Raw genomic sequence first — 12706 nt, 5'->3', positions numbered from 1 at the left:
TTACAACACTTCTGGCGCGAGTGAAATTATCTTCATAAAGCGTTCGCTTCGTAATTCACGTGTGACTGGTCCAAAAATACGTGTTCCGATTGGCTCAAGCTTATTATTTAAAAGTACAGCAGCATTACTATCAAATTTAATAAGTGATCCATCTTGGCGACGCACACCTTTGAGCGTGCGAACTACTACTGCACTATAAACTTCACCCTTCTTGACTCGTCCACGAGGAGTAGCTTCTTTGATGCTTACTTTAATAAGATCACCGATACATGCATAGCGACGTTTTGAACTACCGAGTACTTTAATGCATAACACTTCGCGCGCACCCGTATTGTCAGCCACCTTCAGCCGAGATTCAGTCTGAATCATATTTATTTTCCCCAACTTAATCCGGTATACCATTACAGTAGGAATACCGGTTAGTTTTGGTTTTGTCAGCCGATTTTACTGACTATTTAGAAAGTAGCGAAATCAAAGCGGAAATTAAATCCCGAAATTTTCGCGGCGAAACAATGACTACTTTCATGTGTAGTAACTAATTTAGCTTACTACTTAGAGGCTATTGCTTTTTTATTGCAGCAAGTCCATAACTATAACAAATAATTATAGACTTGCCATGATTATTTTCTTAAATCGTATAAAATAACACGGCCTGCATTTAAATAAATCATACACTTTTTACTAAGCTAGATACGGTCCAGGCTTTTGTTTTTGAAATAGGGCGATTTTCCTGAATCTCTACAAGGTCGCCTTCGTTATAGATATTTGCTTGATCGTGCGCATGATACTTTTTTGAGCGTACAACGTACTTACCATAGATTGGATGCTTAACGCGATGTTCAACTAGAACAGTTACAGTCTTATTCATTTTAGCGCTAACGACTTTCCCTACTAGCATCCGCTTAAGCGACGTCTTAACACTATTATTCATTTTTGATTTGCCTCTTCAGTCAATACTGTACGAACACGAGCAATATCTCGGCAGACTTTTCTAAGCTGACTAGTATTTTGCAATTGCTGTGTTGCAAGTCGCATGCGCAGACCGAAATGGGCCTTTAGTAGATCTGATAATTCTTTATAAAGGAAGGTTTTATCTTTATTACGAAGCTCACAAGCTTTCATTGCTTAACTCCTTAAGCACCGATCTGTCGAGTAACAAATGTTGTTTTTAACGATAACTTTGCCGCTGCTAAACGAAATGCTTCACGTGCTAATTTTTCGTTTACACCATCCATCTCGTATAACATTTTACCGGGTTGAATTTCAGCAACGTAGTACTCAGGACTACCTTTACCATTACCCATTCGTACTTCAGCGGGCTTTTTTGAAATCGGCTTATCTGGAAATATCCGAATCCAGATTCGACCACCACGCTTGATGTGACGGGTCATCGCTCGACGCGCGGCTTCAATTTGACGCGAGGTTAAACGACCTCGCCCAATTGCTTTCAGGCCGAACTCGCCAAAAGATACAGCATTACCGCGTGTAGCAATGCCGGTATTACGACCCTTTTGTTCTTTACGATATTTTCTGCGCTTCGGTTGCAGCATGCTTATGCCCCACTTTTTACATCGCCGCTAACAACAAAACCGCTACGACGCGGGCGACGATCACTTGGCCGGACATTGCGGCGAGTACGCTTGTCCTCCCGAGATTCTTCAGAAACTAGTAGATCGTTGCGATCAAGTGTATCGCCTTTATAGACCCACACCTTAACACCAATAATGCCGTAAGTTGTTTTTGCCTCTGACATTGCATAATCAATACTAGCACGCAGTGTATGCAGTGGTACACGGCCTTCGCGGTACCATTCGGTGCGCGCGATTTCAATACCGTTTAAACGCCCCGCACTCATAATCTTAATGCCTTGAGCACCTAGGCGCATTGCGTTCTGTATCGCGCGCTTCATTGCGCGACGGAACATAATCCGTCGCTCAAGTTGTTGAGTAATAGAATCAGCAATCAATTGCGCATCAGTTTCTGGCTTACGAACCTCCTCAATATTAATGTGGACTGGTACGCCCATGCGGCGCTGTAATTCAGTCTTTAATAACTCAATATCTTCACCTTTTTTACCAATTACAACACCCGGACGTGAACTAAAGATTGTAAGACGCGCATTTTTTGCTGGGCGCTCAATTACAATACGGCTTACTAATGCATTTTTTAGTTTTTTCTTCAGATATTCGCGAACGCTGATATCTTCTTTAAGCATCTCAGCAAACTGAGTATTATTTGCGTACCAACGCGATGCCCAGTTATGACTGACAGATAGACGAAAGCCAGTCGGATGAATTTTTTGTCCCACCGTGTGACTCCTTAATTCCCGATTGTCACAGTAATGTGACAAGATTGCTTCTCGATACGGTTGCCTCGACCCTTCGCTCGAGCGAAAAAACGCTTTAGCGAAGCTGCTTTATCAATACAAATGGTCTTGATCTTTAAACTATCAATGTCTATACCCTCATTGTGCTCTGCATTGGCTATTGCTGATAGCAGCACTTTCTTAATAATGCCGGCTGCTTTCTTTGGTAAGAAAGTTAAAATATGTAGCGCTTTTTCAGCTGGTAGACCCCTGATCTGGTCGGCTACAAGACGCGTTTTCTGCGCTGAAATGCGGGCGCCGCGATGAATTGCTCTCACTTCCATCTTAATTGCCCCTTATTTCTTAGCTTTTTTGTCGGCTGCGTGTCCCTTAAACGTACGAGTCAACGCGAATTCGCCAAGCTTATGACCTACCATGTTTTCTGATACATATACGGGAACATGCTGTCGGCCATTATGAACAAAGATTGTCAGGCCGATAAAATCGGGCAGAATAGTTGAACGACGCGACCAAGTTTTAATTGGTTTTTTGTCACGCAGAGCTACGGCTACTCCAACTTTTTTAAGTAAATGAACATCGCAGAAAGGACCTTTTTTAACAGAACGTGCCATTGCCTACTCCTTAACGCTTATGACGGCGCTGGACGATCATCGTCCTCGTGCGCTTATTACGACGCGTGCGAAAGCCTTTCGTCGGTTTACCCCAGGGGCTTACCGGATCACGACCTGCTGCAGTACGCCCTTCCCCACCACCATGCGGGTGATCAATCGGATTCATTGCGACGCCGCGGACCGTTGGACGAATACCGCGCCAACGATTGGCACCAGCCTTACCAATTTGACGCAGACCGTGTTCTGCATTTCCGACCTCACCAATTGTTGCGCGGCATTCAATATGTACACGCCTAATTTCACCTGAGCGCAGGCGGAGCTGTGCATATGCGCCTTTGCGAGCTAATAGCATTACTGACGAACCAGCTGAGCGAGCGATTTGCGCTCCCTTACCTGGCAATATTTCAACACAGTGAATAGTTGTACCTACTGGAATATTGCGTATTGGTAGCGTATTGCCTAGCCGAATTGGTGCTTCTGAGCCTGATAATAGCTGCGTATGAACTACTATGCCTTTCGGTGCAATAATATAGCGGCGCTCTCCATCAACATAGCATAGAAGAGCAATATTCGCGCTGCGATTAGGGTCGTATTCGAGACGCTCAACTTTTGCTAGAATACCATCTTTATCGCGATAAAAATCGACACTACGATAGTGATGCTTATGACCACCGCCTCTATGTCGCGTTGTGATGTGGCCATTATTATTGCGGCCGGCTGTAGAAATTTGCTTATCTAGAAGTGCTGAGTAAGGTTTACCTTTGTGCAGTTCTTTGTTGAATATCTTCACCATTGCACGACGGCCAGGCGAAGTCGGCTTAAGCTTAATAAGCCCCATAATTACTTAGCCTCCGCTTCAAAGTTAATCTCTTGACCCGGCTTCAGACTCACATACGCCTTGCGCACGCCCTTTCGTCGGCCTATAAAACGGCCAGAGCGCTTGACTTTACCCCGAAAGTTAAGCACGTTAACCGAATCTACTTCGACCTTGAATAATAACTCTACCGCTTCCTTAATCTCTTTTCTTGTGGCACCTGGTACAATGTTAAATACGACTTGCTCATTTTTATCGGCTACCAATGTCGCTTTCTCAGAAATTACTGGCGCAAGTAGAACTTGCATCAAACGATGATTGTTCCTGCGAATATTACTCATGACAGTAACTCCTCGATTTGCACAACCGCAGTCTTCGTCATTAGTACTTTTTTAAAGTAGATCAGCGATAATGGGTCGGCATAACGTGGCTTAACAATTGCTATATACGGTAGATTGCGTGATGCAAGATATAGGTTCTCATCAATAGTATGGGTAATCATAAGCACTGACTCGAGACCCATCGTCTTCAATTTAGTCGATAGTAGCTTTGTCTTTGGCGCTTCGATCTTAATATCCTCAATCACTAATAGACGGCTTTCTCGGGCAAGTTGTGATAGGATCGATCGGATCCCAGAACGAAACATCTTCTTATTAACTTTTTGACTGAAATTTTCTTCTGGCGAGCTTGGAAAGATCCGGCCACCGCCGCGCCATAGCGGGCTTGAAGACATACCAGCACGGGCCCGGCCTGTACCTTTTTGTCGCCATGGTTTCTTAGTTGTATGCTTGACCTGCTGTCGATCTTTTTGCGCGCGATTTCCGCTGCGTGAGTTTGCTTGGTATGCGACAACAATTTGATGGATCAGCGCTTCATTGTAAGCACGATTAAATATAATATCCGACGCGTTTATACCCGAACTTTCCTGACCTTGGTCGTTTAGAAGCTTTAGTTCCATTATCACGCCTCTTTCTTTGCAGGAGCTTTGATAGCCGGCGTTATAAAAACTTTTCCGTCTTTTGAGCCGGGCACCGCACCCTTAACAAGGATAAGAGCGCGTGCTGTATCGATACGCGCAATCTCAAGATTTTGGGTAGTAACTGTTACATCGCCAAGGTGACCAGTCATACGCTTACCGGGGAATACACGTCCTGGATCTTGTGCCATACCAATAGAACCTGGTACATTATGCGAACGTGAATTACCGTGCGATGCTCGACCCGAACTAAAGTTATAGCGCTTAATTGTACCGGCATAGCCCTTACCAAGAGAGATACCCTGCACATCGACTTTTTGTCCTACTTTTAAAAAGTTAATATTGATTAATGCGCCCGGCAATAGCTCAGCTGCTTTATTGGCTTCAACTCGAAATTCTCTGAGAATTTCTCCAGCCTGAACACCGGCTTTAGAAAAATGGCCGGCATTTGGTTTAGTTACGCGCGAGGCGCGTCGCTTTCCGAAGGCGACTTGAACTGCTGTATAACCATCTGTTTTAACGGATTTAATTTGTGTTACACGGTTGTTTGACACGTCTAAAACAGTCACAGGAATCGAATCACCATCATCCGCGAAAATTCGGGTCATCCCAACCTTGCGACCTATAAGTCCAAGGCTCATTGTTCTCTCCATTTCCGACTACGATTGGTCGGGGCTGATTACTAATTACTGGCAAATCAAAAAAGCTTAACGCTTATAAGTTACATTAATTTTTAAAACGTAAATACGAAAGGATTCTAGCAGAAATCTCGTATTTTTGAAAGAAATCAATGACTTTCAGGTGTCGCTCTATTACTGCGTGACGTGTGGGGCAGAGAAGCTGTTACTGTAGCTTTATTTCAACGTCTACGCCGGCAGGTAAGTCAAGCTTCATAAGTGCATCGACGGTTTTATCTGTTGGATCAATAATATCTAAAAGGCGTAGGTGCGTACGGATCTCTAGCTGATCGCGCGATGTTTTATTCACATGTGGCGAGCGCAGGATGTCGAACCGCTGGATGCGCCGCGGCAGCGGAATTGGCCCGACGAGAACCGCTCCGGTGCGCTGTACTGTCTCGAAAATCTGGCGCGCCGATTGATCAACTAGCTTATAGTCGAAAGCTCTTAGTCGAATACGGATTTTCTGCTTTTGCATGACATTTCCTGTAAAGAGCGAAGCGATATTACGTCGCTATAATAAAAGAACACAAAGCAGCTTCCCTAATAGAAAACGGGTAAGCTGCTCCGGACACTACAATATATTCCTATAATAAAAGCTGTGTTTTATTTAATAATCTTAGCAACAACACCAGCACCGACAGTACGACCACCTTCACGGATTGCAAAGCGCAGGCCTTCTTCCATTGCGATTGGCGCAATTAACTTGACTGTGATCGATATGTTATCACCCGGCATCACCATTTCTTTGTCTAGAGGTAACTCAATTGAGCCTGTCACATCTGTCGTTCGGAAATAGAATTGCGGCCGATAATTATTAAAAAATGGCGTGTGTCGCCCGCCTTCGTCTTTACTTAGCACGTATACTTCTGCTGTGAAGTGCGTATGTGGCGTGATTGTCCCAGGCTTAGATAATACTTGGCCGCGCTCTACATCCTCACGCTTAGTACCACGTAGTAGTATACCTACGTTATCACCAGCTTGACCCTGGTCTAAAAGTTTTCGGAACATCTCCACGCCTGTACATGTTGTCTTTGATGTGTTGCGTATACCCACAATCTCAATTTCTTCACCAACCTTAATTACTCCACGCTCCACGCGTCCAGTAACTACGGTGCCACGGCCGGAAATTGAGAAGACATCTTCCACCGGCATGAGAAATGTGCCATCTACCACACGCTCAGGTGTTGGGATGTGCACATCTAACGCATTAGCCAGACTTAGCATCGCTGCCTCACCTAACTCGCTTTTGTCTCCCTCTAGGGCTAGCTTCGCCGAACCTTTAATAATCGGTGTATTATCGCCAGGAAACTCATACTTAGATAGCAGCTCGCGCACTTCCATTTCTACTAGTTCGAGCAGCTCCGCATCGTCTACCATATCGCATTTATTCAGGAATACAACGATATACGGTACACCCACCTGACGTGCTAGTAGAATGTGCTCACGCGTTTGGGGCATCGGGCCGTCAGCAGCCGACACAACTAGGATCGCGCCATCCATCTGTGCTGCGCCCGTGATCATATTTTTCACGTAGTCTGCGTGACCCGGGCAGTCTACATGTGCATAGTGACGCTGTTCTGTCTCATACTCAATATGCGCTGTATTGATCGTAATGCCACGAGCTTTTTCTTCCGGCGCTGCATCAATCTCATCGTATTTCTTCGCTTCGCCACCAAACCTCGATGATAGCACTGTCGCGAGTGCCGCCGTCAGTGTGGTTTTGCCATGGTCAACGTGACCGATCGTGCCTACGTTCACGTGCGGCTTGGTTCGTCTAAACTTGCCTTTAGCCATTTTCTCTTCTTTTAAAAATGTTTCTTGAATACCGTACTAACTAATTATTTCGTCTTTGCATTTATAATCGTATCAGCAACATGGCGTGGAGCCTCGGCATAGTGTTTAAACTCCATTGTGTATGTAGCGCGGCCTTGCGTCAGCGAACGTAACGATGTTGAGTAACCGAACATTTCTGACATCGGTACCTCAGAACGAATAATCTTACCGCTGCTGACCATATCCTCCATACCCTGCACAATACCGCGGCGACCTGATAGGTCACCCATTACATTTCCCATATATTCTTCTGGTGTTTCAACTTCGACAGCCATCATTGGTTCTAGAATTACTGGATTCGCTCGCCGCATTGCTTCCTTGAACGCTATTGATCCGGCTATTCGGAATGCATTTTCGTTTGAATCTACATCATGATATGAACCGAACGTTAAATGTACTATCACATCGACAACCGGGAAGCCAGCTAGCACGCCACTTTTTAGTGTTTCTTGAATGCCTTTATCAACCGCAGGGATATACTCACGCGGAATTACACCACCTTTTATCTCATCAATGAATTTATAGCCTTTACCCTGTTCATTGGGTTCTAGCATAATTACGGCGTGACCGTATTGACCTCGCCCTCCAGATTGCTTAATGAACTTGCCTTCGACATCAACTGCTGAATTTCGTATTGTCTCGCGGTAAGCAACCTGTGGCTTACCGACTGTCGCTGCGACATTAAATTCGCGCTGCATCCGATCGACTAAGATTTCTAGATGTAATTCTCCCATACCCGAGATAATTGTCTGCCCAGATTCTTCATCAGAATGTACGCGAAAAGAGGGGTCTTCTTGAGCTAGACGGTTGAGTGCAATACCCATCTTTTCCTGGTCAGCTCTTGTCTTTGGTTCAACAGCCTGTGAGATAACTGGCTCTGGAAATAGCATACGCTCAAGCACAATTGGGTTCACCAGAGCACATAGTGTGTCACCAGTGGTCACTTCTTTCAGTCCAACTGCAGCGGCAATATCGCCAGCACGTACCTCTTTAATTTCCTCGCGCTGATTCGCATGCATTTGTAGAATCCGCCCAATACGCTCTTTTTTGCCTTTTGTTGAATTTAGCACTGTATCGCCAGAATTTACGACACCTGAATACACACGGAAAAAAATTAATTGACCAACAAATGGGTCTGTCATAATTTTAAACGCGAGTGCTGAGAATTTTTCGCTATCTGACGCATAGCGTTCTACATTTTCACCACTCTTAGTCTCGTCTTTAACCGGCGGAATGTCGATCGGCGATGGTAAGAAATCGATCACCGCGTCTAGCATGCGCTGCACGCCTTTATTCTTGAATGCAGTCCCACATAACATTGGCTGAATTTCACAAGCAATTGTGCGATCGCGCAGCGCCTTGACAATCTCAGCTTCACTTAACGTCTCACCACTAAGATACTTTTCCATTAGTGCCTCGCTCGCTTCAGCAGCCGCCTCGATTATCTTCTCACGCCACTCTCTACACGTATCTACGAGTTCCAGCGGAATATCTGTATATTCAAACTTTGTTCCTTGTGAAGCATCCTCCCAAATAATCGCTTTCATCTTCAAGAGATCAACAACACCTCTAAATGACTCTTCTGAACCAATCGGCACGACGATCGGCACTGGATTAGCCTTCAAGCGCATCTTTAACTGCTCATATACCTTAAAGAAGTTTGCGCCCGTACGGTCCATTTTGTTAACAAACGCGAGACGCGGCACCTTGTACTTATTAGCTTGGCGCCATACCGTTTCCGATTGCGGCTGAACGCCGCCGACAGCGCAGTACACCATACATGCGCCATCCAGGACGCGCATTGAACGCTCGACCTCGATTGTAAAATCGACGTGACCGGGCGTATCGATAATATTAATTCGGTGCTCTGGGTAGTTGTTACCCATGCCTTTCCAGAAGGCCGTTGTCGCAGCGGATGTAATTGTGATACCACGTTCCTGCTCTTGCTCCATCCAATCCATCGTTGCAGCACCATCATGCACTTCGCCGATCTTGTGATTTACACCCGTGTAAAACAGGATACGCTCTGTTGTCGTCGTCTTTCCGGCGTCAATATGAGCGCTAATACCGATATTACGGTAACGCTCGATAGGAGTCTTACGAGCCACTTTAATCTCTCAAGAAGATTGCGCAGCGGAAAAACCGCGATGCGCTCTAACACAAACGGGCGAGGCGCTCCGGAAGCGCACCCGCCCGAAATTTCTTTCTCTGCTTATTACAGACTTCCAGTCTAACTAGCTATTAGAAACGGAAATGCGAGAAAGCCCTATTTGCTTCCGCCATCCGGTGTACTTCATCGCGCTTTTTCATCGCCCCGCCTCGGCCTTCTATAGCTTCGAGCAATTCTCCGGCTAGACGCAGTACCATGGACTTTTCACTACGTTTTTTCGCGGCTTCGCGCAACCAACGCATCGACAATGCCATGCGGCGTGATGGCCGCACTTCAACCGGGACCTGATAATTCGCGCCACCAACGCGACGACTTTTTACTTCAACTACTGGCTTCACGTTATTCAGCGCGGCAGTAAATACTTCAAGTGGATCTTTCCCGCTTTTGCCTTGTATTTGCTCAAAAGCCCCATATACAATACGTTCAGCGACTGATTTCTTTCCTGAAAGCATTAGCACGTTCATAAATTTTGCAACATCAATATTACCGAATTTTGGATCTGGCAATATTTCTCGCTTGGAGACTTCGCGACGACGCGGCATTTTTTTCCTTTAACTATTCAGTTGCGGTGGTTTTTTCTTATGCGGCTACCTATTAAATTTCTCTCTATCTTGTGATTAACTACCCTTACTATGTGAGTACTTGCTTGATAGAGTTTAATTATTTAGCGTCACTGCTTTTCGATAGCAATACTATTTACTTACCTGAAGTAGTACGCTTTGCGCCGTACTTTGATCGAGCTTGTTTGCGGTTTTTAACGCCCTGGGTATCAAGTGATCCTCGCACTGTGTGGTAACGCACACCTGGCAAATCTTTAACCCGGCCGCCACGGATTAATACAACTGAGTGCTCCTGCAGGTTATGGCCCTCACCACCAATGTATGAGATAACCTCGAAGCCATTCGTCAGACGAATCTTTGCGACTTTACGAAGCGCTGAGTTTGGTTTCTTGGGCGTTGTCGTGTACACACGAGTACACACACCGCGCCGCTGCGGGCAGTCCTGCAAAGCCGGGCTTTTGCTCTTCGCATGCTCCGAAGTGCGACCTTTGCGAACCAATTGGTTAATGGTCGGCATATTGATTCCTAGAAGTAGTCAAAACCGGATGACGCAGGCCTAGGTAGAGGTCATGCTAGATAATCTAGCAGGGGTCTAAGTATCGAAAGAATAGCCAACGATGCGTGCACGGTTTTGCCGATAGAATATCTCTTCATGCTATTCTAAACTTTGTAAGTACGTCAACAGATTTTATAATCTTATTATGATAAGAGAATGACTGATGCTATAAAATGGGTGCCTGCTTATCTCTCTAGTGACTGAGCCCTTCAAATTTAAAAGTGCTTCGGCTTGATGCGCGGCATAGTCTATCGGATGATATTTTCCGCAGTGTAGGCTAGTTCGTTAAGTATTACATTGTGAAAATAACGTGGGCTAGGCTTGAGCGCTCTAGCGACGCTAGGCGTTAACTGCCCCTCTAGTACGTATACTGAATAACGACATACTAGCGATTAAACTAAATTACCATAATGTGTGCCATCCGCCTTGCGTATCCCGTTTAAATTTGCTGTATTGGCGCAGCGTAATATTACGCTCCCCTTTCAACACAGATTTACTTAATTCTGTAAGGACTAGTATGCCGTGACCTCCGTGATCGATAGAAAGCAAGCCCAGCGCAATTAATTGACGAAAAATAGATCGCCATTGCTCCGCCGGCAATGATGCACCAATACTGAAAGTACTTAAGGTGTCATGCCCCCATCTCTTAACACGCTTAGTTTTATTACCGCATAATATGTCAGTCAGGTGACTCTCGCCAAACCCAAAGCCACTAGCTCGTTTCGCACGGTATACACACGAGAGCGCCATCTGTGCCTCACGTGTACCATCATAGGTTGCTGGCGGATCTAGACATATATCACAGTTGCCACATGGCTGGCCTGTTTCTCCAAAATAGCTGAGTAGCTGCACGCGCCGACATTTAGCTGTTTCGCATAATCCAAGCAATGCCTCAAGCTTCGCTGTTTGCACTCTTTTATACAACTCATTAGCCGTAGATTCTCTAATCATCCTACGCTGTTGCATAACATCACCTAGTCCGTAAACCATCCACGCATTAGATGCGTGGTTATCTCGGCCTGCCCGACCGGTTTCTTGATAGTAGCCTTCAATGCTCTTAGGCAGATCTAAATGTGCGACAAAGCGCACGTTGGGTTTATCAATTCCCATTCCAAATGCAATTGTTGCACATATTACAACGCTTTCCTCGTGTTGGAAAACCTGTTGATTTTTCAGGCGAAGCCGCGCATCCATACCGGCGTGATATGGCAACGCACGTAACCCTTGTCGTACAAGCCAGTTGGCTGTTTCCTCAACTTTCCGTCTCGATAGGCAATAAACAATGCCTGTATCGGTAGTGCCATCTATCTTAGTATGTTCAGCCTGGATAAAATCCAGTAATTGCGCACGCGCGTTATTTTTTTCAATGATTCGATAACGAATGTTCGGTCGATTAATGCTCGAAATAAATACTCGAGCATGGTGTAGTGCAAGCCTCTCGATTATTTCTTCTCGCGTAAGTGTGTCTGCTGTCGCAGTTAAAGCGATACGAGGTACCCTCGGGAAACGCTTATGCAACGCACATAGACGCATGTATTCGCACCGGAAATCATGACCCCACTGAGACACACAGTGGGCTTCGTCGATCGCAAACAACCCTATTCGGCTTCTTGTCAGTAGCTCTAGAAACCGCGATGTCATTAGTCGCTCTGGTGCAATATACAATAATTGCAACTCAGCACGTACAAATGCACGCTCGGCTATAACTACCTCAGCTAAGGTAAGTGAGGAGTTTAGGTATGCTGCCCGTACTCCTGCTTTAGTTAATGCCGCAACTTGATCCTGCATCAATGCGATCAACGGCGATACTACGATACTAGCGCCCAGGCCGGCATTATGGCGTATCAGCGCTGGAATTTGATAGCATAAAGACTTACCGCCCCCAGTTGGCATTAGCACGAGGCTATCGTGTCCCGCTGCAACATGTTCGATGATATCAGCTTGCGAACCGCGAAACGCAGGATATCCGAAAACTTTTTTGAGTAAAGTAAGACAGTGGGACATGAAACTCCACGGATAAGAACACAGCTGCACAATGCGTATTTAGATCAACGCATTTTATCAATCGCGCATAGGCAGGTATGTTCTATCAATAGCTGATAAAGGTAGCTTAATGCGCCTATCCCGGAATAGCTAGATTTATATTCCCTCTTGAAATACCTAAAATATTACTCACACAA

General features: G+C 45.5%; 16 protein-coding genes and 1 pseudogene. All 17 read right to left on the bottom strand.

Annotation, left to right across the window (positions count from 1 at the left end):
- The gene (gene rplN / locus K0T93_RS00155) at positions 1–369 is read right to left on the bottom strand and encodes a 50S ribosomal protein L14 (protein WP_225721421.1); all 369 of its coding nucleotides are present in this window, start codon (positions 367–369) and stop codon (positions 1–3) included.
- 298 nt (positions 370–667) lie between these two features.
- Entirely contained in the window at positions 668–931 is a 264-nt protein-coding gene (gene rpsQ / locus K0T93_RS00150) for a 30S ribosomal protein S17 (protein WP_225721420.1), read from the bottom strand.
- Positions 928–1122 (bottom strand): 50S ribosomal protein L29, encoded by a 195-nt coding sequence (rpmC, locus tag K0T93_RS00145; protein WP_225721419.1) that lies wholly within the window; start codon positions 1120–1122, stop codon positions 928–930. The genes rpsQ and rpmC overlap by 4 nt, the downstream gene beginning before the upstream one ends.
- 11 nt (positions 1123–1133) lie before the next feature.
- Positions 1134–1550, bottom strand: a complete 417-nt coding sequence (rplP, locus tag K0T93_RS00140) for a 50S ribosomal protein L16 (RefSeq protein ID WP_225721418.1) — start codon at positions 1548–1550, stop codon at positions 1134–1136.
- 2 nt (positions 1551–1552) lie between these two features.
- Positions 1553–2308 (bottom strand): 30S ribosomal protein S3, encoded by a 756-nt coding sequence (gene rpsC / locus K0T93_RS00135; RefSeq protein WP_320412663.1) that lies wholly within the window; start codon positions 2306–2308, stop codon positions 1553–1555.
- An 11-nt stretch (positions 2309–2319) separates the two neighbouring features.
- Positions 2320–2649, bottom strand: a complete 330-nt coding sequence (gene rplV / locus K0T93_RS00130) for a 50S ribosomal protein L22 (protein WP_225721417.1) — start codon at positions 2647–2649, stop codon at positions 2320–2322.
- 12 nt (positions 2650–2661) lie between these two features.
- Positions 2662–2937 (bottom strand): 30S ribosomal protein S19, encoded by a 276-nt coding sequence (gene rpsS / locus K0T93_RS00125; RefSeq protein WP_225721416.1) that lies wholly within the window; start codon positions 2935–2937, stop codon positions 2662–2664.
- 10 nt (positions 2938–2947) lie between these two features.
- Positions 2948–3775 carry a 50S ribosomal protein L2 gene (gene rplB, locus K0T93_RS00120; protein WP_225721415.1) on the bottom strand — a complete coding sequence of 276 codons (828 nt, stop codon included), beginning with the start codon at positions 3773–3775 and terminating at the stop codon, positions 2948–2950.
- A gap of 2 nt (positions 3776–3777) precedes the next feature.
- Positions 3778–4092, bottom strand: a complete 315-nt coding sequence (gene rplW / locus K0T93_RS00115) for a 50S ribosomal protein L23 (protein WP_225721414.1) — start codon at positions 4090–4092, stop codon at positions 3778–3780.
- Entirely contained in the window at positions 4089–4709 is a 621-nt protein-coding gene (gene rplD, locus K0T93_RS00110) for a 50S ribosomal protein L4 (protein ID WP_225721413.1), read from the bottom strand. Before rplD ends, rplW begins: the two co-directional genes overlap by 4 nt.
- A 2-nt stretch (positions 4710–4711) precedes the next feature.
- Complete coding sequence (gene rplC / locus K0T93_RS00105; RefSeq protein WP_225721412.1) at positions 4712–5368, bottom strand: 50S ribosomal protein L3; 657 nt, start codon at positions 5366–5368, stop codon at positions 4712–4714.
- 202 nt (positions 5369–5570) lie between these two features.
- Positions 5571–5882, bottom strand: a complete 312-nt coding sequence (rpsJ, locus tag K0T93_RS00100; protein ID WP_225721411.1) for a 30S ribosomal protein S10 — start codon at positions 5880–5882, stop codon at positions 5571–5573.
- A gap of 128 nt (positions 5883–6010) precedes the next feature.
- On the bottom strand, positions 6011–7201 hold the full coding sequence (gene tuf, locus K0T93_RS00095; RefSeq protein WP_225721399.1) for an elongation factor Tu: 1191 nt from the start codon (positions 7199–7201) through the stop codon (positions 6011–6013).
- 44 nt (positions 7202–7245) lie between these two features.
- Positions 7246–9348 carry an elongation factor G gene (gene fusA, locus K0T93_RS00090; RefSeq protein ID WP_225721410.1) on the bottom strand — a complete coding sequence of 701 codons (2103 nt, stop codon included), beginning with the start codon at positions 9346–9348 and terminating at the stop codon, positions 7246–7248.
- A 133-nt stretch (positions 9349–9481) separates the two neighbouring features.
- Positions 9482–9952: a 30S ribosomal protein S7 gene (rpsG, locus tag K0T93_RS00085; protein WP_225721409.1), complete on the bottom strand. Its 471-nt coding sequence runs from the start codon at positions 9950–9952 to the stop codon at positions 9482–9484.
- Between the two features lie 154 nt (positions 9953–10106).
- Positions 10107–10487: a 30S ribosomal protein S12 gene (rpsL, locus tag K0T93_RS00080; RefSeq protein ID WP_225721408.1), complete on the bottom strand. Its 381-nt coding sequence runs from the start codon at positions 10485–10487 to the stop codon at positions 10107–10109.
- A gap of 465 nt (positions 10488–10952) precedes the next feature.
- Positions 10953–12530 (bottom strand): annotated as a pseudogene (gene recQ, locus K0T93_RS00075) (DNA helicase RecQ); the annotation flags it as partial.
- Positions 12531–12706: the final 176 nt, after the last annotated feature.

It is taken from the genome of Candidatus Vallotiella sp. (ex Adelges kitamiensis) (assembly GCF_020342435.1).
Taxonomy (GTDB): domain Bacteria; phylum Pseudomonadota; class Gammaproteobacteria; order Burkholderiales; family Burkholderiaceae; genus Mycetohabitans.
This window is presented reverse-complemented; position numbering and strand designations above follow the sequence as displayed.